21 protein-coding genes are annotated in these 24,758 nt (G+C 67.2%); 13 read left to right on the top strand and 8 right to left on the bottom strand.

Annotated features, from left to right (window positions below; translation table 11 throughout):
* The first annotated feature begins 89 nt into the window (after positions 1 to 89).
* The 4 genes from H536_RS0112205 to H536_RS0112190 all read left to right on the top strand — a co-directional run bounded on the left by H536_RS0112205 (position 90) and on the right by H536_RS0112190 (position 6,342).
* Entirely contained in the window at positions 90 to 1,769 is a 1,680-nt protein-coding gene (locus H536_RS0112205) for an NADH-ubiquinone oxidoreductase-F iron-sulfur binding region domain-containing protein (RefSeq protein ID WP_024350735.1), read from the top strand.
* Complete coding sequence (fdhF, locus tag H536_RS0112200) at positions 1,766 to 4,561, top strand: formate dehydrogenase subunit alpha (protein ID WP_024350734.1); 2,796 nt, start codon at positions 1,766 to 1,768, stop codon at positions 4,559 to 4,561. Before H536_RS0112205 ends, fdhF begins: the two co-directional genes overlap by 4 nt.
* A gap of 366 nt (positions 4,562 to 4,927) precedes the next feature.
* A complete protein-coding gene (locus H536_RS0112195; protein ID WP_024350733.1) occupies positions 4,928 to 6,016 on the top strand; it encodes an isocitrate/isopropylmalate dehydrogenase family protein in 1,089 nt (362 codons plus the stop codon).
* The gene (locus tag H536_RS0112190; protein ID WP_024350732.1) at positions 6,013 to 6,342 is read left to right on the top strand and encodes a putative quinol monooxygenase; all 330 of its coding nucleotides are present in this window, start codon (positions 6,013 to 6,015) and stop codon (positions 6,340 to 6,342) included. Before H536_RS0112195 ends, H536_RS0112190 begins: the two co-directional genes overlap by 4 nt.
* Positions 6,343 to 6,438: 96 nt before the next feature.
* Here the strand turns inward: H536_RS0112190 and H536_RS0112185 are convergent, their stop codons facing one another.
* From H536_RS0112185 to H536_RS0112175, 3 genes are read right to left on the bottom strand one after another with little or no spacing between them, the layout of a single operon-like run.
* Positions 6,439 to 7,137, bottom strand: coding sequence for a GntR family transcriptional regulator (locus H536_RS0112185; RefSeq protein ID WP_029703173.1), 699 nt, complete (start codon positions 7,135 to 7,137; stop codon positions 6,439 to 6,441).
* 2 nt (positions 7,138 to 7,139) lie between these two features.
* The gene (locus tag H536_RS0112180) at positions 7,140 to 8,195 is read right to left on the bottom strand and encodes a Gfo/Idh/MocA family protein (protein ID WP_024350730.1); all 1,056 of its coding nucleotides are present in this window, start codon (positions 8,193 to 8,195) and stop codon (positions 7,140 to 7,142) included.
* A 27-nt stretch (positions 8,196 to 8,222) separates the two neighbouring features.
* Entirely contained in the window at positions 8,223 to 9,242 is a 1,020-nt protein-coding gene (locus H536_RS0112175; protein ID WP_024350729.1) for an SMP-30/gluconolactonase/LRE family protein, read from the bottom strand.
* A gap of 138 nt (positions 9,243 to 9,380) precedes the next feature.
* On the opposite strand from H536_RS0112175, the gene H536_RS0112170 reads away from it, so the two are divergent.
* From H536_RS0112170 to H536_RS23290, 7 genes are all read left to right on the top strand, one after another.
* On the top strand, positions 9,381 to 10,388 hold the full coding sequence (locus H536_RS0112170; protein ID WP_024350728.1) for a Bug family tripartite tricarboxylate transporter substrate binding protein: 1,008 nt from the start codon (positions 9,381 to 9,383) through the stop codon (positions 10,386 to 10,388).
* A 91-nt stretch (positions 10,389 to 10,479) separates the two neighbouring features.
* The gene (locus H536_RS0112165) at positions 10,480 to 11,244 is read left to right on the top strand and encodes a hypothetical protein (protein ID WP_024350727.1); all 765 of its coding nucleotides are present in this window, start codon (positions 10,480 to 10,482) and stop codon (positions 11,242 to 11,244) included.
* Positions 11,245 to 11,253: 9 nt separating this feature from the next.
* A complete protein-coding gene (locus tag H536_RS0112160; protein ID WP_024350726.1) occupies positions 11,254 to 12,798 on the top strand; it encodes a tripartite tricarboxylate transporter permease in 1,545 nt (514 codons plus the stop codon).
* A 358-nt stretch (positions 12,799 to 13,156) separates the two neighbouring features.
* Positions 13,157 to 14,122 carry a TRAP transporter substrate-binding protein gene (locus tag H536_RS0112155; protein WP_162142663.1) on the top strand — a complete coding sequence of 322 codons (966 nt, stop codon included), beginning with the start codon at positions 13,157 to 13,159 and terminating at the stop codon, positions 14,120 to 14,122.
* Between the two features lie 90 nt (positions 14,123 to 14,212).
* Positions 14,213 to 14,764, top strand: a complete 552-nt coding sequence (locus H536_RS0112150; protein ID WP_024350724.1) for a TRAP transporter small permease — start codon at positions 14,213 to 14,215, stop codon at positions 14,762 to 14,764.
* Positions 14,764 to 16,041, top strand: a complete 1,278-nt coding sequence (locus H536_RS0112145) for a TRAP transporter large permease (RefSeq protein ID WP_024350723.1) — start codon at positions 14,764 to 14,766, stop codon at positions 16,039 to 16,041. The genes H536_RS0112150 and H536_RS0112145 overlap by 1 nt, the downstream gene beginning before the upstream one ends.
* Before the next feature lie 63 nt (positions 16,042 to 16,104).
* The gene (locus H536_RS23290) at positions 16,105 to 16,356 is read left to right on the top strand and encodes a hypothetical protein (protein WP_060576925.1); all 252 of its coding nucleotides are present in this window, start codon (positions 16,105 to 16,107) and stop codon (positions 16,354 to 16,356) included.
* Positions 16,357 to 16,380: 24 nt separating this feature from the next.
* On the opposite strand, the gene glgX is transcribed toward H536_RS23290, so the two are convergent.
* A complete protein-coding gene (gene glgX, locus H536_RS0112135; protein WP_024350721.1) occupies positions 16,381 to 18,615 on the bottom strand; it encodes a glycogen debranching protein GlgX in 2,235 nt (744 codons plus the stop codon).
* A 289-nt stretch (positions 18,616 to 18,904) separates the two neighbouring features.
* Between glgX and H536_RS23285 the strand changes: the two genes are divergently transcribed.
* Positions 18,905 to 19,315: a hypothetical protein gene (locus H536_RS23285; RefSeq protein ID WP_024350720.1), complete on the top strand. Its 411-nt coding sequence runs from the start codon at positions 18,905 to 18,907 to the stop codon at positions 19,313 to 19,315.
* A gap of 33 nt (positions 19,316 to 19,348) precedes the next feature.
* On the opposite strand, the gene H536_RS0112125 is transcribed toward H536_RS23285, so the two are convergent.
* Positions 19,349 to 20,152, bottom strand: a complete 804-nt coding sequence (locus H536_RS0112125) for a polyphosphate kinase 2 family protein (RefSeq protein WP_024350719.1) — start codon at positions 20,150 to 20,152, stop codon at positions 19,349 to 19,351.
* 218 nt (positions 20,153 to 20,370) lie between these two features.
* Here H536_RS0112125 and H536_RS0112120 point away from each other — a divergent pair, with 218 nt between their 5' ends.
* A complete protein-coding gene (locus H536_RS0112120) occupies positions 20,371 to 21,504 on the top strand; it encodes a YbfB/YjiJ family MFS transporter (protein ID WP_051141588.1) in 1,134 nt (377 codons plus the stop codon).
* Positions 21,505 to 21,531: 27 nt separating this feature from the next.
* On the opposite strand, the gene H536_RS0112115 is transcribed toward H536_RS0112120, so the two are convergent.
* The 3 genes from H536_RS0112115 to H536_RS0112105 all read right to left on the bottom strand — a co-directional run bounded on the left by H536_RS0112115 (position 21,532) and on the right by H536_RS0112105 (position 24,728).
* Positions 21,532 to 22,947, bottom strand: a complete 1,416-nt coding sequence (locus H536_RS0112115; protein ID WP_024350717.1) for an alpha,alpha-trehalose-phosphate synthase (UDP-forming) — start codon at positions 22,945 to 22,947, stop codon at positions 21,532 to 21,534.
* 78 nt (positions 22,948 to 23,025) lie between these two features.
* Positions 23,026 to 23,769 carry a trehalose-phosphatase gene (otsB, locus tag H536_RS0112110; protein ID WP_024350716.1) on the bottom strand — a complete coding sequence of 248 codons (744 nt, stop codon included), beginning with the start codon at positions 23,767 to 23,769 and terminating at the stop codon, positions 23,026 to 23,028.
* 125 nt (positions 23,770 to 23,894) lie between these two features.
* Positions 23,895 to 24,728: an N-acetylmuramidase domain-containing protein gene (locus H536_RS0112105; protein ID WP_024350715.1), complete on the bottom strand. Its 834-nt coding sequence runs from the start codon at positions 24,726 to 24,728 to the stop codon at positions 23,895 to 23,897.
* Positions 24,729 to 24,758 lie beyond the last annotated feature (30 nt).

The raw sequence follows: 24,758 nt of genomic DNA, 5'->3' as shown, positions 1-24,758 counted from the left end.
GCCATGTCGGGATATTTTTTGGTACGGTCTTTTGCCTCAAGGCGTTATGCGGCATTGAGGTTCATGGTGGGCACCGTGAAGGAGGAAGAATGGCGGTGCGGGAGCTTCGGCCACGGGATCGTGGGCCCAAGGGACGGGAACTCGACGAGACGGCGTGGTCGGACATACGGGAGCTCCTCGGCGAAGGGGAGCGGCGACGGGACCTACTCATTGAATATCTGCATCTGATCCAGGATCGCTTCGGCTGCCTGAGCGCGGCCCATCTGCGCGCCCTGGCCGAGGAGATGCGGCTGTCCCAGGCGGAAGTCTACGAGGTGGCGTCCTTCTACGACCATTTCGACGTGGTGCGCGAAGGCGAGGAGAAGCCGGCGCCGCTGACCATCCGGATCTGCGATTCGATCAGCTGTGCGCTGGCCGGCGCCGAAGCGCTGATCGGTGAAGTGTCGGCAGGCGTCGATCCGGCCGCCATCCGCGTCGTGCGCGCACCCTGCATGGGCCGCTGCGCCACCGCGCCGGCCGCCCGCATCGGCGACCGCGAGGTCGACAACGCCAGCGCCGAGGGGTTGGCTGCCCTGGCCGCTGCCGGCGAGACCACCGTCCGCGTGCCCGACTACACCAATCTGGCCGATTATCTCGCCGCCGGCGGCTACAAGCTGCTCGCGAAGATCCGCGACGGGTCGCTCGCCGTCGACACGCTGATCGAGACCATGCAGTCCGCCGGCCTGCGCGGGCTCGGCGGTGCCGGCTTCCCGGCCGGCAAGAAATGGGGCTTCGTGCGCTCCTATCCGGGGCCGCGCCTGATGACCATCAATGGCGACGAGGGCGAGCCCGGCACCTTCAAGGACCGCTACCACCTGGAGCGCGACCCGCACCGCACACTGGAAGGCGCGCTCGTCGCCGCCCATGCGGTCGAGGCCGAGCGCATCTACTTCTACATGCGTGACGAATACCCGGCCGTGCTGCACATCCTGCGCACCGAGATCGCCGCGCTGGAAGCCGGCGGCCTGATCACGCCGGGCTTCATCGAGCTGCGCCGCGGCGCCGGCGCCTATATCTGCGGCGAGGAAAGCGCGATGCTGGAGAGCATCGAGGGCAAGCGCGGCCTGCCGCGGCACCGGCCGCCCTACATCGCCGAAGTCGGCCTGTTCGGGCGTCCGACGCTGAACCACAATGTCGAGACCCTGTGGTGGATCCGCGACATCGTCGACAACGGGCCCGAATGGTTCACCGGCCTCGGCAAGCCGGGCTTTCCGGGACTGCGCTCCTGGTCGGTCTCGGGCCGCGTGCGCGAGCCGGGCGTCAAGCTCGCCCCGGCCGGCATCACCGTGCGCGAACTGATCGAGGAGCATTGCGGCGGCATGGCCGAGGGCCATGCGTTCAAGGCCTATCTGCCCGGCGGCGCCTCGGGCGGCGTCCTGCCCGCCTCCCTCGGCGACATTCCGCTGGATTTCGGCGGCGAGCTCGCCCGCCACGGCGCCTTCGTCGGCTCCCATGCCGTCGTGGTGTTCTCCGACCAGGACGATATCAGGGAGGCCACGCTCAACCTTCTGCGCTTCTTCGAGCATGAGAGCTGCGGCCAGTGCACGCCCTGCCGCGAGGGCACCGGCAAGCTGGTGTCGCTGCTGGAGTCCCGGGGGCCGATCGACGAAACGGCGATCCGCGATCTGGAGACCGTCCTGCGCGACGCCTCGATCTGCGGTCTCGGCCAGGCGGCGCCCAATCCCGTGAATCATCTTCTGACGCATTTCCGCGAGGAGCTGTCGCGATGACGAGCAAGATCACCTTCGAACTCGACGGCAAGTCCGTCGCCGCGGATGCCGGCGAGACCATCTGGGAAGTGGCCAAGCGCGAGGGCACGCGCATCCCGCATCTGTGCCATGTCGACATGCCGGGCTACCGGCCGGACGGCAATTGCCGCGCCTGCATGGTGGAGATCGACGGCGAACGGGTGCTGGCCGCCTCCTGCATCCGCAAGCCCGCCGAGGGCATGGTGGTGCGCACCGCCACCGAGCGCGCGGTGAAGTCGCGCCAGATGGTGGTTGAGCTTCTGGCCAGCAACATGCGGCCGCCCGAGGAAAGCCCGGACAACCAGTCGATGTTCTGGGACTGGGCGTCCTCCATGGGGGTGGCCGGCAGCGACCGCTATCCGTCGAAATTCGCCGACGGGCACGCCACGGCCGAGTTCGACGTGACCAATCCGGCCATCGCGGTCAACATGGACGCCTGCATCACCTGCGGCGCCTGCGTGCGCGCCTGCCGCGAGGTGCAGGTCAACGACGTCATCGGCATGGCCGAGCGCGGCAACCGCTCCGTGCCGGTCTTCGACATCCACGACCCGATGGGCCTGTCGACCTGCGTGACCTGCGGCGAATGCGTCCAGGCCTGCCCGACCGGTGCATTGTACGAGAAGTCGCTGATGGACGAGACACGCACCGTCCGCGCGATCCAGGACTTCGACAAGGTCGTCGACAGCGTCTGCCCGTTCTGCGGCGTCGGCTGCCAGACCAAGGTCGCGGTCAAGGACAACCGCATCGTCCAGGTCGACGGCCGCGACGGCTATGCCAACGAGAACCGGCTGTGCGTGAAGGGCCGCTTCGGCTTCGACTACGCCATGTCGCCGGAGCGCCTGACCAAGCCGCTGATCCGCCGCGACGATGCGCCGAAGGCCGGCGACATCGACATGCGCAACGTCGATCCGCTGACCGTTTTTCGCGAGGCGACCTGGGAAGAGGCGATGGAGCGCGCCGCCGGCGGGCTGACATCGATCATGGCGGCCCATGGCGGCCAGGCGCTGGCCGGCTTCGGCTCGGCCAAGGGATCGAACGAGGAGGCCTATCTCTTCCAGAAGCTGATCCGGCAGGGTTTCGGCACCAACAATATCGACCATTGCACGCGGCTCTGCCACGCCTCCTCGGTGGCCGCGCTGATGGAGGGCGTCGGCTCCGGCGCGGTCTCGGCGCCGTTCAACGACGCCATGAAGGCCGAGTGCATCATCGTCATCGGCGCTCGCCCGACGACCAACCACCCAGTCGCCGCGACCTATTTCAAGCAGGCCGCCAAGCTGGGCAAGCAGCTCATCGTCATGGACCCGCGCGGCCAGGACCTGATGCGTCACGCGACCCACTCGCTGAAGTTCAAGCCCGGCACCGACGTCGCCATGCTGAACGCGCTGATCCACGTGATCATCGAGGAACAGCTTTATGACGAGCAGTATATCCAGGCCAATGTCGCCGGCTTCGAGGCGCTGAAGGAGAAGGTCAAGGACTTCTCGCCCGAGGCCATGGCCAACATCTGCCGGGTGCCGGCCGAGACGCTGCGGGACGTCGCCCGCACCTATGCCAAGGCCGAACGCTCGATCATCTTCTGGGGCATGGGCATCTCCCAGCACACCCACGGCACGGACAATTCCCGCTGCCTGATCGCGCTGGCGCTGATCACCGGCCAGATCGGCCGCCCGGGCACCGGTCTGCATCCGCTGCGCGGCCAGAACAACGTCCAGGGCGCGTCGGATGCCGGGCTGATCCCGATGTATTATCCCGACTACAAATCCGTCGAGAATCCCGATATTCGCGGGACCTACGAGAATTTCTGGGGCCAGACGCTCGACCCCAAGACCGGGCTGACCGTCGTCGAGATCATCGACGCGATCCATGACGACGTCATCAAGGGCATGTATGTGATGGGCGAGAATCCGGCCATGTCGGATCCCGACCAGGCCCATGCCCGTGGTGCGCTGGCCAAGCTCGAGCATCTGGTGGTGCAGGACATCTTCCTCACCGAGACCGCCTGGCACGCCGACGTCGTCCTGCCGGCCTCGGTCCATGCCGAAAAGCTCGGCACCTTCACCAACACCAACCGGCAGGTGCAGATCGGCCGGCCGGCGCTCGACCTGCCCGGCGAGGCCCGGCAGGACCTCGACATCATCATCGACCTTGCCCGCCGCATCGGCCTCGACTGGAATTACGGCCATGTCTCGGAGGTCTATACGGAGATGGCGGCGGTGATGCCGTCGCTGAAGCATATCTCCTGGGAGCGCGTGGAACGGGAGGAATCGGTGATCTACCCGGCCGACGGCCCCGACCAGCCGGGCAACGAGATCATCTTCTCGACCAGCTTCCCGACCGCCGACGGCCGTGGCCGCATCGTGCCGGCCGATCTGCTGCCGCCGGACGAGGTGCCCGACGCGGACTATCCGCTCGTGCTGACCACGGGGCGGCTGCTCGAACACTGGCACACCGGCGCCATGACCCGAAGGGCCGGCGTGCTGGACGCCATCGAGCCCCAGGGCATCGCCTCGATGAACCCGCGCGAGATCGGTCGCAGGGGCCTGCAACAGGGCGAGATGATCGCGATCGAGACCCGGCGCGGCACGGTCGAGGCGATCCTGCGGGCCGACCGGGAGGTCGCCGACGGCATGGTCTTCATGCCGTTCTGCTTCAACGAGAGCCCGGCCAACATGTTGACCAACCCGATGCTCGATCCTTTCGGCAAGATCCCGGAGTTCAAATACTGCGCCGCCCGCATCGTCGCGCCCGCGACGACCCGAGAAGCCGCGGAGTAGCCCGATCACGGACCGTCGGCGCTCCTCGTAGCGCCGGCGGTCCACCCGGGCAGCCCCCGTGCGGCACGCCCTCGGCAGCTGCCTTCCTTCACTTGCGACCCGCCTCGTGGGCGCTCAAGCGCTGCCGTGGAGTGACCCTGGCGGCTTGCCGTTCACGTGCCACCCCACCCATTGCCCGCAGGCATGCGTTCAGAGGCGACAGCTCCGGGAGCGCGGCTGAATCCGGCTAACCAAACGCAATCAGGCGCGATCGACAGGCGCGCCAAGCTCGAGATTCGCGACCGCTGCAACAATGCATGCATTGACGCATTCATTGAATGGGGCTAGGCCTGATCGCGAGGATTGAGTGGCGACAGGAGTGTCCGAATGAGTGATCTGGAGATCGTGGTCCTTCCCGGTGACGGGATCGGAGTCGAGGTGATGGACAGCGGTCTGGCGGTTCTGGACGCTCTGGAGGCGCGTTGCGGCTTCCGTCTCGTGCGCCACCAGCATCCAGGCGGTGCGGCCTATTACAAGGAAACCGGCATCGCCCTGACCGACGAGGCCGCCGACGCGACGAGGTCCTGCGACGCGATCCTTTTTGGCGCCATGGGCCTTCCCGACATCCGCTATCCGGACGGCACCGAGATTGCCCCGCATCTGGAGATGCGCCGGGAATTCGGCCTCTATGCCGGCGTCCGCCCGGTCCGCCATCTGCCCAATACGCCGAGCCCGCTGGCCGATCCGCGCGCCAAGGACATAGACCTCGTCATCATTCGCGAATCCACCGAGGGGCTGTTCTATTCCCGCGGCAAGGGCACGATTGAGGACGACAAGGTCGCGCGCGAGACCATGGTCATCACGCGCTCGACCTCCGAGAAGCTGTTCGATTTCTCCTTCCGCCTCGCCGAGCGGCGCCAGCGGCTGCGCGGCAAGACCGGCCGCGTCACCTGCGTCGACAAGTCGAACGTCTTCGTGGCCATGGCCTTCTTCCGCAAGATCTTCAACGAGCGGGCCAAGAACTTCCCCGGCGTGGACGCCGATTCCGCCTATGTCGACGCGACGGCGCTGGATCTGATCCGCAAGCCGTGGGACTTCGACGTCATGGTCATGGAGAACATGTTCGGCGACATCATCTCCGACCTCGGCGGTGGTCTCGTCGGCGGCATGGGGCTGGCACCCTGCGCCGAGATCGGCGACGAGCATGCGCTGTTCCAGCCGAGCCATGGCAGCGCGCCGGACATCGTGGGCACCGGCAAGGCCAATCCGACCGCTATGCTCCTGTCGACCGCGATGATGCTGGACTGGCTGGGCGCCCGTCACAAGCTGGACGCGCTGACCGATGCCTCGCTGATCCTGGAAGCTGCGATCGACAAGGCCTATGCCGAGCGCATCCGGCCCTTCGAGTTCGGCGGCAGCAACGGCACCGCCGACATCACTCGCGCCGTCATCGCGGAAATCGAGGCTGCCAAATGAGCGAAGCCAAAGCGGTCGCCGCCGCACCCTACGTCATTCTCGTCGAATTCGCGGTCGCCGAGGGCTCCGGCCCGGCCTTCGAGAAGCTGATCGTCGAGAACGCCCGCCGGTCTTTGGCGGACGAGCCCGGCTGCCGCGTCTTCGACGTGTGCGCCCGGCCCGGCGACGCCTACGGGATCATCCTCTACGAAGTCTATGACGACCGCGCGGCGTTCGAGGCCCATCTGGCCTCGCCGCATTTCCAGACCTTCGACGCGGCGTCGCGGGACATGGTGACGGGCAAGCGCGTGACCGAGCTCACGCTTCTGGCTGGCGCGTCGGGCTGATCGCCCGGCTGCGACGGGGCGTGGCGGGCGAGGGGGCAAGCCACGCCCATTCTTCTGAGACGGGCGACCGCGGGTCCGTGCGCCGTCCGCCGGCGGCTAAAGCTGGGTCAGGCCGTAATCGCGCAGCAGGCCGACCAGCATGCGGCCATTGCGGAAGCGATGTTCGCGGTGGATCTGCCGGGCGGCATCGGCGTCCCGGCGCTCGATCGCATCGAGCAGCGCTTCGTGGTCCTCGTTCGACCCCACCGGCTTGGGGCGCAGGCGCAAGGTGAGCATGCGGACCCGGTGCGACTGGGCAAGGAACTGCGAGACCAGCGCGCGCAGACGCCGGTTCGGACAGTTCTCCATCAGCAGGCGATGGAAATGATCGTCGGACTGCGCCCAGGCCAGGAGGTCGTCGCTCTTGAGCGCGGCGTCCATGTCGTCCACCGCCTGGCGCATGGCCTTCATCGCTTCGTCGGCGACGCCCTCGCGGGCGATCTCCTCGGCCGCCTCCGATTCCAGCGCCGTCAGGATCTGGTAGATTTCCTGCATGTCGTCGGCCGAGACCGGCAGGACGCGCATGCCGTGCCGCGGCTTGATCTCGACCATGCCTTCCTCGGCGAGGCGGATCATGGCTTCGTGGATCGGCGTGCGGCTCATCTCCAGAAGAACCGACAGTTCCTTTTCCAGGACATGCGTGCCGGCAGGCATCTCGTTGTTCAGGATCAGCCTGCGGATCTCACGATACGCACGCTCGGCATAGGAGATCCGCTCCTCCGCGACGGAAGCGGGCGTTCCAGTCTCTGTCGCCACTGTCACAAGGCACCTTCCGCATGAGAATCATCTTGGACCGTCTTTAGCATTCCGTCGCGGGCGGAGGCATAGATGGCCGCCTCGATCCGCAGATTGGCCAGATAGTCCGCCGCCGCGTTGACGACAGGTATCTGGCGCAGGAGATGGTCCACCACATGGCGTTGCAGGGCGAGGACGCTGTCCCCGCCGAACCCCTCCATGTTGCGCTCATAGGCGATCTCGCTCTCGTCATTGCTGCCGAAGGCGCGGAAGAACAGCCGTCCGTAGCCGTCGAGCCGGATCGTGCCGTCCGAGCCCTCGACCAGCATCTCGCCCATGGTCAGGCGCCGGTCGTCGGCCTGATGGTCGCCCAGCCGGTTGCCGTCCAGCATGGCCCGCGCGCCGTTCGCGAACTCGAACAGGATGATGCCGGCATCCTCGCCGACGATCGCCGGATTGAGCCGCACCAGCCGGGCCATCACCGCCTCGACAGGGCCGAAGAGGTAGCGGAACGTGTCGATGAAATGGATCGCCGTCTCGTGGACGAGGAAGCGCTCCATCTTCTGGAAATAGGGCTGGCGATCGAGATAGGCCCGCGGGCCCTGCCCGTCGCCGGGCCGCAGGCGGAAGCTGGCCTGGTAGACGCTGCCGATCCGTCCGGCCTCGATCTGGCGGCGGATCTCACGGTGCCAGGGCTGGAAGCGGAAATTCTCGTGCACCACCAGCATGGTGTCCGCCTCGGCTGCGATCCGCGTCGCCTCTTCGGCTTCCGCGACGCTGGTGCAGAAGGCCTTCTGGCAGATCGTCGGAATGCGCCGCGCCGTGGTCTTGCGGATCAGGTCCAGATGGGTGTGCGGCGGGGTGATGATGTCGACGAGATCGGGGCGCTCGGCCTCGAGCATGGCGTCGACATCGGTATAGACCGCGGGCACGGCGAAGCGCTCGGCATAGTCCTGCGCCTTTGCCGCATCCTGGTCGCAGACCGCGACCAGCGAAGCGTCCTCGATGCGCGACCAGGCATCATGGTGGAAGCGGCTGAAATAGCCGGCGCCGATGGTCGCAACGCGCAGTGTGCTCATGGGTCTCGGGCTCCTCGGCGTTCAAGATCAGGACGGGTTCGGGGCGACGGTCGGCAGGTCGGCGATCCGCCGTTCCAGCGCATCGATCGGCAGCGACCAGTGCAGCGGCGCGAAACCGGCCACCGGGCTCTCGAAACTGGCGATCGCCTCGCCCTGCAGGCAGCCGAGATAGGCGGTTCGAAGGTCGGGCCCGCCGAAGGCGAGGCTGGAGATCGCCCGCAGCTTCTCGCTCTTCATCGTGTCGAGATGCGAGCGCTCGATGGTCTTCGACGCATAGGCCGCCTCGACATAGGCGACGTGACCGGCATCGCAGTCTTCCAGCATCAGGGTCTGGTCGCCGCCGGGGCTGACCCGGATGACCCGGTTGCTGACGATGCTGGTGATCCACAGATGACCTTCTGCATCGAAGGTCATGCCGTCGGGATAGGTGCCGGGGCCGAACTCGGCCACCACCTGCCGCGCCTCCAGTTTCCCCTCCGCGATGGTGAAGCGGGTGAGGCGCCGGGTGAAGGTCTCGTTGATATAGAGATGGCGGCCGTCGGGGGAGACGAGGCATTCGTTGCTGAAGCCGATCCCGTCGGCGACGATCCGCGCATGTCCGTCCTCGACGAGGACGATGAAGCCGTCGGCAACGTCGCCGCGCGCCGCCAGATGGCGCGGATTCATGCGCGTGCTGACCGTCACCCACATGCGGCCGGCCGCATCCAGATGCACGAAATTGGACGGCGGCAGCGGCGTGCCGTCCACCTCCAGCAGCACCGGGTCCACCGTGCCGTCCGGGTGAAGCCGCCACACGCCGCCGGTGTCGACGCCGAGCTCGGTCAACAACAGGCTGCCGCCGCGCTCCAGCGCGATGCCGTTCGGTCGCAGCGGCCGGGGCGGGTTCTGCGCCAGATGCCGGCTGACCCGCCCCGACGGCTCGATGATCGAGACGCCGCCGCCACCGGTCCAGTCGGCGGTGATCAAAAGCCCTGACGCATGGGCAAGGACGCATTCCGGACGGTTCAGCCCGTGGCCGTGAAAAGCGATCCCGGAAAGACTGAGCATCAGGCGACCTCGACAAGGATATAAAAGAGCAGTACCCTATCAGTAGACTAATACATAAGCGCATACAATGTGCCGAGATTGCTCCGACTGGGAGGTCGGAGGAATACCGAGTGGAACGTCTCATGGGAGGAAAATCAGATGCTTGACTGGAAAACTGCAGGCGCGGCAGCGCTGCTGGCCGGGGCCCTCGCAATGCCCGCAATGGCGCAGGACTACCCGGATCGCGACATCTCCAACGTCGTCGTCTGGGCCGCCGGCGGCGGAACCGACACGCTGAACCGGCTGATTTCGGCGGAGATGCAGGACGGGCTGGGCGTCAATATCAACGTCTCCAACCGCACCGGCGGCGTCGGCGGGTCGGTCGGCATGAGCTACGTCCATTCGCAGCCCGCCGACGGCTACACGCTGGCCGGCATTTCGGAATCCGTCGTCACCGCCGGCATCCAGGGCGGCTGGGACCAGCGCATGGACGTCTGGGACTTCTTCCTCGTCGGCGGCTCGCCGGAAATCATCTCGGTCTCGGCGAACGCCCCGTACCAGACCCTCGACGAGCTCATCGCCGCCGCCAAGGAGGCTCCCGGCACCATTCGCGCCGGCGCCAGTGCGGCCGGCTCGATCCACCATCTCAACCTTCTGGCCCTGCAGAAGGGAACGGGGACGGAGTTCAACTTCATTCCCTATACCGGCTCGGCCCCGGCCCAGAATGCGGCAATTTCCGGCGAGGTCACGTTGGTCGTCACCTCGCTCGCCGAGCAGCAGCAGCTCATCCAGGCCAAGCGTCTGCGGCCGCTCGCCATGCTGGTGGCGGACGCCACGGAGCTTCCCGACATCGGTACCGTGCCGTCGGCCTTCGACGCCTATCCGGGCCTGACCGAGACGCTGCCGGTCAAGCAGGCCATCGGCCTCGCCGTGCGGGCCGACACGCCCGACGACGTCAAGGCCAAGCTGGTCAGCGCCTTCGATGCGGCCATGGCCACCGACGCGGTCGTCGAATGGGCGGCGGACAATCACTACACCCTGTCCGGCCTCACCGGCGAAGAGGCGAGTGCCGAGATGAACCGGCTGGAATCGCTGTTCGCCTGGACGCTCGAGGATCTCGGCGCGGCGACGGTCAGCCCGGAGAAACTGGGGATTCCGCGCCCGTAACCGGCAGACCCGACAGGACCATCACCGGGGGCGATGCGGCCAGGCCGCCTTGCCCCCGGCCTTTCCGGGAATGTGAGGAGTGCCGCAGGGCATGGATCGAGATCGCTCGCTCAAGGACGCCCGCGCCGATTTCTGGGCCGGGCTCGCCATTCTGGCCGCCGCCACGGCGATGCTGGTTCGGTCGCTGACCTACCCCCTGCAGGGCAGCTATGCCGGCGTGCGCAACGCTTGGTACGTGTCGCCGGCGCTGTTTCCGCTCATCGTCGCCACCGGCCTGGTCGTCTTGAGCCTGATGCTGCTGGCCCGCGCCCGGCGCGCCGGCGGGGCCGCAGCGGCGCTGGCGTCGATCCGCCAGATGGCGCCCGGCCGCCTGTCCGAGCGCAGCGCCACCTTCTGGCTGATCGCCGCGCTCATCGTCTTCTATGTCTACGCCCTCGTGCCACGGGTCGACTTCATCGCCGCGACGGCGCTGTTCCTGCTGGCCTTCGCGACGCTCTTCCACCTCACCGCTGCGCCAGCGACCCGGCTGATCCTGGCGCTGTTCTTCGGCGTGTCCCTCGCGGTCGGCGGGGCGGCGCTCCTCGGAGTGGAGACCGGCGTGCGGACGCCTGCCGCGCTGATCGTCGACGCGCTGATCTGGCTGGCCGTCCTGGCCGCCTGCGCCGCGCTTCTGCGCGCCACCCGCATGCCGAAGGATGCCGCGCGCCATGCAAGGCAATGCGTCGGCCTCAGCCTCCTCGCGCCACTGATCCTCGGCATCGTCTTCAAATACGGGCTCCTGGTGCCGCTTCCCCACGAGGGGCTGACGATCGTGGCGAGCGACCATGTCCGGGCGCTGCTCCGCTCCAGTTTCTAGGCGATCTCCATGTGGCTCCTCGACACCTTCGGTTCGTTCTTCGCGGCCCTCGGCACGCTCTTGGCGAGCCCGTCCAACTGGGCGCTCCTCATCGGATCGAGCCTTCTGGGGATCGTCTTCGGGGCGCTGCCCGGCTTGACGGCGACCCTCGGCGTCGGGCTCCTGGCGACGCTGACCTACGGCTTCGACCTCGACGTCGCCCTGATCGCGCTCCTGTCCATGTATGTCGGCGCGGTCTATGGCGGCTCCTATTCCGCCATCCTCATGAACATTCCCGGCACGGCCGCCTCTGCCGCTTCTGCCCTCGACGGCTACCCGATGGCGCGGCGCGGCGATGGTGGCCGCGCGCTGGGACTGACCACCACCGCCTCCTTCATCGGTACCGTCATCGGCATGCTGGCCCTGGTCGTCTCGGCGCCGCTGATCGTCGAACTGGCGCTGCAGTTCACCTCCTACGAATTCTTCGTCCTGGCCCTGTTCGGCATCCTGATCTCCGGCACCCTGACCAGCCCGGACCTGGTCCTGAAGGGCTGGATCGCCGGCTTCATCGGTCTCGCTTTGTCGACAGTCGGGCGCGATCTCCTGATGTTCTTTCCGCGCTTCACCTTCGGCCTGCCGGAACTCGATTCCGGTCTCGAGGTGGTGCCGGTGCTGATCGGCGCCTTCGCCGTGCCGCAGATCATCCGGTCGCTGCAGGAGCGGCACGTCGCCGGTCCGATCCAGAAGGTCGGCCGGGTGCTGCCCGATTTCCGCACCATCTTCGGCAATCTGCGCCATATCGTGCGGTCCGGCCTGATCGGCGTCGGCATTGGCGCGGTGCCCGGCATCGGCGAGGACATCGCCGGCTGGGTCTCCTACGGCACCGCCAAGAGCATGTCGAAGACCCCGGAGGAGTTCGGCAAGGGCGAACCGGCCGGCCTGATCTCCGCTGAAACCGCCAACAATGCCTGCATCGGCGGTGCGCTGATCCCGCTGGTCACGCTCGGCATCCCCGGCAGCCCGCCGGCGGTCATGCTGCTGGGCGCGCTGATGCTGCACGGCCTGACGCCGGGCCCCATGGTCTCCATTGAGCGCCCGACCTTCCTGACCGAACTGGCCGCCATCATGGTGCTGGCGTCGCTCGCCATGTGGCTGAACGGCATCTTCCTCGCCCGCCAGGTGGTGCGGGTGCTGAGCATTCCGGTGACCCTGTTCATGCCGGTCGTCGCCGTGATCAGCGTTCTCGGCTCCTATGCGCTCGGCCTCAGCGTCTTCAATCTCTACCTGATGGTGCTGGTGGGGCTTGCCGCCTACCTTCTGACCGAGATGGACTATCCCATCGCGCCGCTGGTCATCGGGGTGATCCTCGGGCCGATGGCCGATACCAATCTGCGCCGCGCGCTGATGGTGGGGCAGGGCGATGTCACCGGCTTCTTCACCCGTCCGGTCAGCCTGATCCTGATCCTTGCCATTATCCTGATGGTGCTGGTCCAGCTGCCGGCCTATCGCCGTCTGCGCCAACGGCAGAACGCTTGGCTGGGGCGGGCCTTTTCGCGGATCCGGAACCGCGACTGAGCGACCGGTTGATGCCGCTCGGGCGTCGATGACGGAGACCGCTGCCTTCGCCTGAGGGGCGGTCCGTCACCATATGTTCGCTGTAAGCGACGGACACATCACGCGATGATCGCCGATCAGTCATGGCGCTCGCCCAATCGCCTCCCGGAACCTCAAGTGAAGGTGCCTCAGCGCCAGATCTCCCAGCCTGCCACCGCGCATTCTTTCCGTACAATCTAACGTATGCATTGACGAATGCGCTGGCATGCGACCATAGTGCGGCCGGATCGCGGGGAGCGCGAAGGCGGCCAGCGGCACCCATCGTGCCGGTCCGCTCTTCGCATGTGCGGTCCACTGGCTCTAGGGAGGAGAGATGACCATGAAGATGATGACGGCCGCGATGGCCTTGCTTCTGGGCGGTGCGCTGACGGCGCAGGCCGATGCGCGCGAGATCAATCTGGCGCATCTCGCACCGATCAACGATCCGCGCCACGAGACGCTGGTCGAGTTCGCCGAGCAGGTGAAGGAAGAGACCGGTGGCGAGATCACCGTCAAGATCTTCCCGAACTCCACCCTCGGCAAGGACCGCGAGGTGTTCGAGCAGCTGCAGGGCGGACTGACCCAGCTTGCCCTCAACGGCGAGATCGTCTCGAACTTCTATCCGAAATGGTCGATCATCAACCTGCCCTTCTTCTGGCGCGACCAGGACCACCTCAACGCGTTCCTCGCCAGCGACACCGCCAAGGGCTGGACCGAGGACATGGCCGAACAGGCCGGCGTGCGCACGCTCGCCTTCCTCAACCGAAACCCGCGCATCCTGTCCACCAAGGAGACCGAGGTGAATTCGGTCGACGACATCCAGGGCCTGAAGATCCGGGTGCCGCGCATCGACATCTACATGGACACTTGGCGGGCCTTCGGCGTGCAGCCGACGCCGCTGTCCTCGTCGGAATTCTTCCTGGCGCTGAAGACCGGCACGGTCGACGGCATGGAGAACCCGATCGAGGTCATGCACGACTGGAAGATCTACGAGGTCGCCGGCAATCTGTCCCTGACCAACCACATGCAGACGCGGCTCTTCCTGAACGCCAGCGTGAGCTTCCTCGACAGCCTCAGCGAGGAGCACCGCAAGGTCATCGTCGACGCTGCGGCCGATGCTGAAACCCGGCATGCCGAGAAGATGAGCAGGATCAGCGGCGAGTATGTCGCGCTGCTGCGCGAAAAGGGCATGACCATCGTCGAGGACCCGGACGTCTTCGGCTTCAAGGAACGCGCCGAAGAGGTCCACGAGGCCTATCGCGAGGTGATCGGCAACGACGTCTTCGAAGCCGCCAAATCCATGTGATCCCCGTCGGCGGCGCGCGGCGGCCCCGGCCTGCCGCGCGCCGCCGAATGCTTGTCTGAGACATATCCGCGACCGCTTGAGAGGCGAAACATGTCCCTGTCCACTGCCGACCGGCCGGGCCCGGCGCGCGCGCTCGCCCTGCTCAACCGGCTGGTCGCGTTCGTCATCATCCTCGCCTTTCTCGCCATGGTCTCGTCGGCCTGGCTGCAGGTCATCTCGCGCTATTTCTTCGGCTATTCCCTCGGCTGGACTGAGGAGGTCGCCCAGATCTCGCTGTTCTGGGTCACCTTCATGACGGCGGCACATCTGGCCGCCGGGCGCCGCCTGATGAAGGTCGACGCCTTTCTCGTCCTCGCCCCGCCGCGCCTGCGCCTTGCGCTCTCGGCGCTGATGCAGCTGATCGCGGCGCTCGGCTTCGCCTATCTCGCCTGGCTCGGCATCCGGCTGATGGGGCTGGCGGCCAACCAGACCTCGACGGCGCTGAAGATCCCCTATTCGGCGATCTATCTCAGCCTGCCGGCCGGCGTCGGCATTCTCGTCCTGCACCTTGTGATCCACGCGGTCCACGATGCCCGCTACGCCCTGCGTGGCGAGGTCCGTCCCGACGATCCGACCGCGTCCCGCGATCTGAGGGATCAGTAATGACCTATCTTCTCGTCTTCTTCCTGCTGCTGGCAGCCGGCATGCCGATCGCCGCCGTCATGGTGGTGGTCGGCCTCGGCTACGTGGTGCTGGTCATGGGCATGGACCCGCTGATCGCGGCCCAGCGCGTGGCGACCGGCATCGATTCCTTCCCGCTGCTGGCGATCCCGTTCTTCATGCTGGCGGCCGAGCTGATGAACCATGCCGGCATTACCGACCGCATCTTTCGCCTGGCCAAGGCGATCGTCGGCGCTGTGCCCGGCGGCCTCGGCCACGTGAACGTCGTCGCCAGCATGCTGTTCGCCGGCATGTCCGGTTCGGCCGTGGCGGATGCCGGCGGGCTCGGCAAGATCGAGATCAAGGCGATGAAGGAGGACGGCTACGACGTCGAATTCGCCGCTGCCCTGACCGCCGCCTCCTCGACCATCGGGCCGATCATCCCGCCCAGCATCTCCTTCGTCATCTACGGCCTGACCGCCGGCGTCTCGATCGGCGGGCTCTTCGCCGCCGGGCTGGTGCCCGGCCTGATGATGGGCGGCGCGCTGATGGTGATGGTCGCCGTCTATTCGATGAAGCGGGGCTATGGCCGTTCGCAGCCCTTCGGCTTCGGCGAGCTCGGCGCGTCCTTCGTCCACGCCTTTCTCGCTTTGATGACACCGGTGATCATCATCGGCGGCATTCTGGGCGGCGTCTTCACCCCGACCGAAGCGGGGGCCTTCGCGGTTCTCTACGCCTTCATCCTCGGCAAGTTCGTCTATCGCACAGTGCGCTGGGCCGACGTGCCGGAACTGGTGATGGAAACCGCCCGCAGCTCGGCCAACGTCCTGTTCATCATCGCCGCCAGCGCGCTGCTCGGCTGGATCCTGACCGCCGAGCAGGTGCCGATCCATCTGGCCGAATCGATCATCGGCTTTTCCGCCGAACCCTGGGTCTTCCTGCTGCTGGTGAACCTCATCCTGTTCGGCCTCGGCTGCTTCATGGCCTCCGCGCCGGTGATCATCATGCTCGCCCCGGTGCTGCTGCCCTCGGCGACGCTGCTTGGCGTCGACCCGCTGCATCTGGGCGTCGTCATGGTGCTGAACCTGATGATCGGCCTGATCACGCCTCCGGTGGGGCTGTGCCTCTTCGTGGTGGCGGATGTCGCCAAGCTGCCGGTCACGCAGCTCGCCCGCGCGCTGGTGCCGTTCTTCATTCCGCTGGTCGTGGTGCTGCTGCTGGTGACCTACGTTCCCCAGCTCACCCTCGCCCTGCCGGCGGCGCTCGGCTATGGTGGATGACGTTGGCGGCCGGTCTGGTTGGCCGGCCTGTCACGATGCAGCGACGATGAGGACTTTGCGCAGATGATGAGCAGCAACGAGGCCGCGCACCCGTTCTACCGCCCGCTCTGGGTGCGGGTCTGCCTGGTCGCGTCGCTGATCGGCTGGTCGGCGCTGGAGTGGTTCCACGCCGCGTCCTTCTGGGGCATCGTCACGGCGGCCGCGGCGGTCTGGGCGATCTGGACCTTCTTCGTCACCTACGATCCGAACGCGGCGAAGGGCACTCAAAACGACACCGGCCCGCACGCGCCGGAAGGCGCGAACGAGCCGGATTGATGCGACGGGCCGTGGCCCGCGCCCTCAGGGCCGCGAGATGTCCAGCGGCCGCTCTTTGATGTCGAGGATGGCGCCGATCGCCTCGCGCAGGTTCTTCGGCTGCCGGTCTTCCTGGCTGAGAACGAAGACGAGCAACGAGCGCCCGGTCACCTCGAAGACCTCACCGAATTTGAAGGACGGCACGTCGGTGCGATCCGGCGTGTTGGTGTCGATCAGGCAGACCCAGCGCTTGCCTTCCGGCACCTCGGGCAGGGTGAACTCCACCACGTCGTGGTAGGAATTGGTGATGATCAGCAGCGTGGCGTCGTCGCCGCGCTTCTTGATGCCGGTCGGCTGGGCGCGGCCGTCGAGCAGCATGCCGAAGCACTTCGCACCCTCCTCGTCCCACTGCTCCTGCGCCATCTCGTCGCCGGTCGGCGACAGCCAGGTCACGTCCTTGACGTCCAGTTCCTCGTTGTACTCGCCGACGAGGAAGCGGCCGCGATGCAGGATCGGATAGGCGCGGCGCACGGCGATCAGCTTGCGCGTGAACTCCTGCAGCGCCCGGCCGTCCTTGCTGATGTTGTTCCAGTCCAGCCAGTTGATCTCGTTGTCCTGGGCGTAGGAATTGTTGTTGCCGTCCTGGGTGTGGCCGAACTCGTCGCCCGCCAGGATCATCGGCGTGCCCTGGGACAGGAGCAGCGTCGCCAGCATGTTGCGCTTCTGGCGCTCGCGCAGCTCCTGGATCTCCGGATCGTCGGTCGGACCTTCGACGCCGTGGTTCCAGGAATGGTTGTTGGAATGACCGTCGTTGTTGTCCTCGCCATTCGCCTCGTTGTGCTTGTCGTTATAGGAGACGAGGTCGTTCAGGTTGAAGCCGTCATGGGCGGTGATGAAGTTGACGCTCGCCCAAGGCTTGCGGCCGCGGCTGTTGAACAGGTCGCCCGATCCGGAGATGCGGCGGGCGAACTCCGGCAGCACGCCGTCGTCGCCTTTCCAGTAGGAACGGACCGTGTCGCGGAACTTGTCGTTCCACTCGGCCCAGCCCGGCGGGAACTGGCCGACCTGATAGCCGCCCGGACCGATGTCCCACGGCTCGGCGATCAGCTTGACGCGGCTCAGCACCGGGTCCTGGCGGCACACGTCGAGGAAGCCGCCGCCCTCGTCGAAGCCGTGGGGCTCGCGGGCGAGGATCGTGGCGAGGTCGAAGCGGAAGCCGTCGACGCGCATTTCGTTGACCCAGTAGCGCAGGGAATCCGCCACCATCTGCAGCACCCGCGGATGCGACAGGTTCACCGTGTTCCCGGTGCCGGTGTCGTTGATGTAGTAGCGCTTCTGGTCGGGCAGCAGCCGGTAGTAATTGGCGTTGTCGATGCCCTTCTGGGAGAGCGTGGGGCCCAGCTCGTTGCCTTCGGCGGTGTGGTTGTAGACCACGTCGAGGATCACCTCGATGCCGGCATTGTGGAACTGGTTGATCATCTCCTTGAACTCGTTGACGAACGGCGTCTGGAGATAGCGCGGCGCTGGGGCGAAGAAGGCGAGGCTGTTATAGCCCCAGTAGTTCTTCAGCCCCTTCTCGATCAGGTAGCTGTCGTCGACGAAGGCATGGATCGGCAGGAGCTCGGCCGAGGTGACGCCGAGCGCCCGCAGATATTCGGCGACGCGCGCATGGGCGAGACCGGCGAAGGTGCCGCGCTCGGCCTCGGGAATGCGGGTGTTGAGCTTGGTGAAGCCCTTCACATGCATCTCGTAGGTGATCGTGCGCTCCCACGGCACCATGGGATGGGTCGCCGAGCCCCAGGTGAAGGCCGGATCGATGACCCGGCACTTGGGCATCAGATGCGCGCTGTCCTGGTCGTTGAAGGACAGATCCTTGTCGGCATGGTCGAGCTGGTAGCCGAACAGCTCGGGGCCCCATTCCAGATTGCCCACCAGCTGCTTGGCATAGGGGTCGATCAGCAGCTTGTTGGCATTGAAGCGGTGGCCGGCCTCGGGCTCGTAGGGTCCATGGACCCGGAAGCCGTAGACGGTGCCCGGACGCGCTTCCGGCAGATAGCCGTGCCAGACCTCGTCGGTATATTCGGGCAGTTCGATCCGCTCGCGCTCGGTGACGCCGTCGTCGTCGAACAGGCAGAGCTCGACCTTGGTCGCATTGGCCGAGAAGATGGCGAAATTGACGCCGAGGCCATCCCATGTGGCGCCGAGGGGGAAGGGCCGCCCTTCGCGGACCACGGCGCGCTGCTGCACTTGCGGGGCTGACTGCCTGGGCGAGTCGATCATGAATCAGGTTTCCTGGGTAAGAAGGCAGGCAGCAACGCCGGACCCCGCGGTCCGGTTCCGCGCGCATGGGCGCTCATGTGCGAATCCGTGAACCCGGCGGTAACCATGTCGCCGGCTATTGCCACGGCATTGAGGGAACCTCGCAACTTCCGTCGCCGCCGCGTGTTTCGTCTGTGACGATCGGCGGAACAGGTCCCGATAACCATTACGGGACACGGGTATCGCCCACTTAACGGGCGCTTCATCGGTTCCGGCGACGATCGGCACGCAATGAACCGAGTGACCGACGATGCCCGCCCCAAGTTTTGAACAGATCCTCGACGAGGTCGCCACCGCCGAAGCGGCCTTGGCGCAGAACGGCGCGGGTCCTCGCAGTTCGCCGGGATTCTGGTCGGCCTTCGCCCGCATCGTTCCGCCCCGTTCGGCCACGGCCGGCAGCGCCCGCAAGAAGCCGGTGACGCCGGAGCCGATGGATCTGCCCGATGCGGCGCAGCCGCCGAGCGTCGATCCGGCGGTGATCCTCCACGAACTCGGCCTGCGGCCGGGCATGACGGCCGCCGAACTGCAGGGCGTGCGCCGCAGCTTTGCCCGGCGCAATCATCCCGACGGCTACGGCCACGATTTTCCCGTCCAGGCGACGACCCGGATGCAGATCGCCAACGCGCTGATCGATCAGGCGCTGAAGAAGATCCTGCCCTAGACGCCGCTCGCGTTGCCGTCACGGCACGCCCGGTCAGCCGGGCTTCGCCGCCGCGATCTCGGCGGTGAAGCGCTTCTCGAGCTCCGGGTCCAGCTCGGCCGGTGCGAGGTTCACCCCGGCCGACAGCCGGTCCGCAATGGTCTCCAGAGCCGTGACCCGCGCATATTTCTTGCTGTTGGCGGCGATCACCGTCCAGGGCGCGGCGGCCGTATCGGTGCGATCCAGCATGTCGTCGGCCACCGTCAGATACTCGTCCCATTTGTCGCGATTGCGGAAATCCTCGTAGGACAGCTTCCAGCGCTTCAACGGGTCGTGCAGGCGCCGCTCGAAGCGGTCGAGCTGCTCGTCGCGGTCGATATAGAGGAAGATCTTGGCGATCTTCACGCCGTCGTCGACCAGCAGCTTCTCGAAGCCGTTGATCTCGTCATAGGCCCGGCGCCATTCCGGCTCGCTGGCAAAGCCCTCCACCCGCTCGACCAGCACGCGACCGTACCAGGAGCGGTCGAAGACGGCGATCTCGCCCTTGGCCGGCAGGCGCGACCAGAACCGTGCCAGGTAATGATGCGACAATTCGGTCGGCGTCGGAGCGGCGATCGGCCAGACCTTGAAGCCGCGCGGATCCATGACGGCGGCCATGCGGCGGATCGCGCCGCCCTTGCCGGCCGCGTCCCAGCCCTCGAAGACGACAACGGCCTTTTCCTTGCTGTTCAGATAGGCCTGCTGGATCTGTCGGAAGCGAAGCTGCACGGCCTCGAGCCGGGCGTCGTATTCCTTGCCGCCCAGCTTGGCGCTCATGTCGAGCGCTTCGAGGCGCCGCTTGCCGCTCTGATCGTCCATGCCGTCCTCACATCCCGTTGGTGTATGGCGTCCGCAACTAGGGCGGACGCCACCGATTCCGAAGAGCGCTGTCCAACGCAGGGGCGGCCATGCGCTGGCGGGCAGGGCCGCATGCGCGGCTGGGCATATCGTCTCGTGGACATCTGGCCTACAAGCGGCCAACCGAGCGCCGTGCTCGCTCCACATGACCAGTGCGTGCCATGCACCCGACCAATCGAATGCTCCTCGGCGGTTTCCTGACGCTGGCCATCGTCATGGGCGTCGGCCGCTTCTACTACACGCCCCTGCTGCCGCTGATGCAGCGCGATTACGGCTTCGGGCCGGACATCGCCGGCATCGTCGCCGCGGCGAACTTTGCCGGCTATCTCGCCGGCTCGCTGATGGCGACCTTCATCAGCCGGGGCGCCCCGCGGCTCGCCGCCTTCCGGATCGGCATCGTCGCCAGCATCGTCACCACCTTCGCCATGGGGCTAACCGACGATCTGGCGCTCTGGCTGGTCCTGCGCACTGTCTCGGGCCTTGCCAGCGCCTTCGCCATGATCGCCGCCGCGGGCATGGTCGCCGAAGCCCTCGCCGCAATCGGCGCCGAAGCCCGGCTGAGCTGGATGTTCGGCGGCGTCGGCATCGGCATTGCCGGATCGGGGCTGCTGGTGCATTTCGCCGCGCCCTTCATCGATTCGGCCGGGCTATGGATGGCGGCCGGCCTTCTGACGGCGATCCTGGCGCCGATCGTCTTCATCGAGATCGGCGAGCGCGACCTGCCCGCCACGCTGCGGGTACCCGATCCGCGCCGCCGCGTGCCACGCCCGCTGCCGTTCTGGCCGCTGATGCTGAACTATAGCTGCGAAGGCCTCGGCTATTCGGTCTTCGCGACCTTCATTGTTGCCATCGTCAAGTCGCGGCCGGGGCTGGAGGGCATGGGCGACTGGGTCTGGATCATCGCCGGGCTGGCCGGCCTGCCGAGCTGCCTGTTCTGGTCGCGCATGGCGGAACGCTTCGGCTTCTCCGCCGCGCTGATGGCGGCCTATGCGGCGCAGATCGTCGGCGTCTTGCTGCCGGTCGTGTCGGACTCCGGCGCGGCGGCGCTCGTCGCCGCGGTGCTCTTCGGCGGCACCTTCATGGCCATCACGCTGCTGACCATTCCGCTGGGACGGCACGGTCTCGGCGGTCGCGGCTTTGCCGTTCTAACGGCCGGCTTCGGCCTCGGCCAGATGCTCGGCCCGCTGATCGCCGGCTTCCTCGTCGCGGGCGACGGCAATTACGACATGGCGCTGGCCGGATCGGCCGCCGTGCTCGGGATCGGCCTTGTGGCTCTGGCGGTGGCGATCCGAATGCGGCCCGCCACCGTCTGACCTGTCATCATTCGCGGCGCTCGCCGATCACGGCTGCGGCGCGTCCTCCGGCAGGCTGGCGTCGGCGTTTTCCAGCGCCTCGATGAAGGTGTCGCACCAGATCTCGGACGTGCCGGCAAAGACCGCCTCGCGCATGCCCTCCCAGCGCCGCTTGCGCTCGTCGAAGGGCATGGTCAGGGCCCGCTGCAGGGCGCGCGCGACATCGTCGGTGGAGTAGGGATTGACGATCAGCGCATCGGGCAGCTCGGCCCGCGCCCCGGCAAAGCGCGACAGCACCAGGACGCCCGGATCGTCGGGGTCCTGCGCGGCGACGAATTCCTTGGCGACGAGGTTCATGCCGTCGCGCAGCGGCGTGACCAGGCAGACCCTTGCCGCGCGGTAGATTCCGGCGAGCGCCCGGCGGGTGAAGCCGCGGGTCATGATCTGGATCGGCGTCCAGTCGAGGGTGGCGAAGCGGCCGTTGATATGGCCGGCCAGTTCCTCCAGCTCGCGCCGCAGCTCGACATAGGCGCCGAGCTCGGACCGCGACAGCGGCGCCACCTGCAGGAACTGCACGTTGCCGCGGTTCTCCGGATAATCCTCCAGCAGGCGCTCGAAGCCGCGGAAGCGCTCCACCAGCCCCTTGGAATAGTCCATCCGGTCGACGCCGACGATCTGCAGCCGCTCGCCGGCCATGTCGCGCAGCATCTCCTCGTGCTCGCCGGCCTCCGGCGAGACGGCAAAGCGCTCGTAGCCCGGCGCGTCGATGCCGATCGGGAAGACCCGCGCCGTCACCACCCGGTCGCCGACCCGGATGCGGTTGTCCGACAGCTTCTGGCCGCCCAGCTCGCGGATGCAGAAGGCGAGGAAGTTGCGCCGGTCGGTGTCGGTCTGGAAGCCGACGAGATCGTAGGCAAGCATCGCCCGGACGATGTCGTGGCTGGCCGGCAGCGCCGTGAAGATTTCCGGCGGGCAGAAGGGGATGTGCAGGAAGAAGCCGATGCGGCCTTCGAAGCCGCACTGGCGCAGTTCGGAGCCGAGGAAGAAGAAATGATAATCGTGGACCCAGACAATGTCGTCGTCGTCCAGCATGGGCGCCAGCCGGGCGGCGAAGCGCTGGTTCACCGAGCGGTAGACGCGCTCCGACTGCCGGTCGAACTGGGCGAGGTCGAGCCGGTAGTGCAGCAGCGGCCAGAGCGAGCGGTTGGCATAGCCGAAATAGAAGCCCTCGAGCTCTTCCTGGTTCATGTCGATGGTGGTCATCGACACGCTGTCCTGGACCTCGGTATGGGCTTCGCTGAAGGTTCCCTGTTCCGACGTGTCGCCACTCCAGCCGAACCACAGGCCACCGCGCCGCTTCAGCGCGTCCGACAGCCCGACCGCCAGACCGCCGGCCTTGCCCTCGTCATTGAGGGGGCCGACCCTGTTCGACACCGCCACCAGTCGCCGCTGCCCGTCCGCCATCGTCTCCCGTCTCCTGTTGCAAAGCCGCCTTCGGCTTCGTCGTCGTGATTGCCGTTTGGTCCAGCCTCCGGCGCTCCCTCAGGAGGCCGCGGCGATCCAGGCGTGAACGGCGGCGATGTCCGGCAGCCGGAACTCCGCCACGCTGGTCTTCTCGGCGCCGCCCACCTTGATGGAGACGCCGCCCTGGTTGCGCACGTGGCGCAACGCGAATTCGTCCGTCGTGTCGTCGCCGACATAGACGGGAATGCGGCCGGCAAAGGGCGCATCCTCCATCATCGCGGCGACGGCCTTGCCCTTGTCCATGCCGGCGGGATGCACCTCGACGATGCAGTCGCCATGCATGACGACGAGGTCGTCGCGGCCTTCGGTCGCCTGCGCCATGATGCGCTCGGCCAGATCCTGCAGGTCCGGAGCCGTGCGGTAATGCAGGACGAGGGCGGTGTCCTTGTCCTCCAGATGCAGGCGCCGGGCGGACTCTACCGCGCTGGCGATGCGGTCACGCACCGGGTCGAGGGTCTCCGGACCGGCCAGCATCTCCACCGCGCCGTCGGGGCTGCGCCGACGCTCAAGCCCGTGGACGCCGGCCGCGGCAAAGCGGTCGGGCGACAGGAAGCGGTCGAGATCGGCGATGCGGCGGCCGCTGACGACGGCGAGCGCGCCGTCCAGCTTCCGGGCAAGGCCGGCCAGCTCCCGTTGGGCAGCGGGCTGCATCACCACGGCCTGCGGATCGTCGACGAGCTCGACCAGCGTCCCGTCGAAGTCCAGAAAGACGGCGTGACGGGTCGTGTCGAGGGCGGGGGGGAATGCGGATTCTTGTACCATCTCGGTTGCAGTACATAGCATCCGGAACGCCCGCGGCCACAGGATCGATACGAAAGTCGACCGGTTTCTCGCCGACCGCGTGAGCCGGAGGAAGTGCCGCCGGGCGCGGATCGCCGCTCCGCCGGCTAGCGGACCTTGGTGCAGGGCTTTGCCGAAACACCCAGCCGCGCCATGGTCGCGGCATCCGCTGCCGCCGAGACCGGCAGGCCGTGCGCTGCCTGGAAACTCGTCAGCGCGGCCTCGGTCCCGGCGCCGAAGATGCCGTCCACGATGAGGCGGTGACCATGGGCGACGAGGGCGCCCTGCAGCCGGCGGACACGGTCGCCGCGCGCCCCGCGGCGCAACTCGCCGGTCGCCGGGTCCGTACCCAGCAGGCTTCTCGCCTTGCGCAGGGCTGCCGCGATCTTTTCGTCATAGCGATTGCGGCGATAGGCCGGGCCGTTGTAGCGCCGGGCAAAGCCGGCGACGTCGCCGTTGACGAGGCGATCGGCGAGCCGTCCGGCGGCGAGAAACCGCGCCGCGATCTCGAACTGCCCTTCGGCCGAGGCGCGCGCCGAGGCCGCGAGATCGGCGGCATCGCCATAGCCGAGCGCCTTCCAGTGCGAGCCCATCACCTGGCAAAGGCCCCAGGAGACCGACGCGGCGGCCGCCGCCGCATCGATCGCGGCCGCCGAGTCGAAGAGCTTCCAGCGCGCGCTCTGGGAGGCGGGATTGCGGATACGCCCGGCCCGCGGATCGGCTAGCCCCGCCGCCCGGGCGCGCTGCCGCGCCGCCCCCGACAGCAGCCGGTCGAAATAATGGCCCTCGAAGCGGATCAGCGGTTCGCGGCGATCGCCGATACGCGCGAACGCCACCGCGTTGGTTTCCACCAGCGCGACGGCGACCAGCACCGCCGCGTCGATGCCGCTCGTCTTCGATACATGGCGCGCTGCGCCGAGAACCGCCTGATCCACCCTCATCGCTCCCTCCCGTCCCGTCACCGCGACCAG

The organism is Aurantimonas coralicida DSM 14790, assembly GCF_000421645.1.
Classification (GTDB): domain Bacteria; phylum Pseudomonadota; class Alphaproteobacteria; order Rhizobiales; family Rhizobiaceae; genus Aurantimonas; species Aurantimonas coralicida.
Note: the sequence above shows the minus strand (reverse complement) of the source record. Positions and strands in the feature narration are given on the sequence as shown.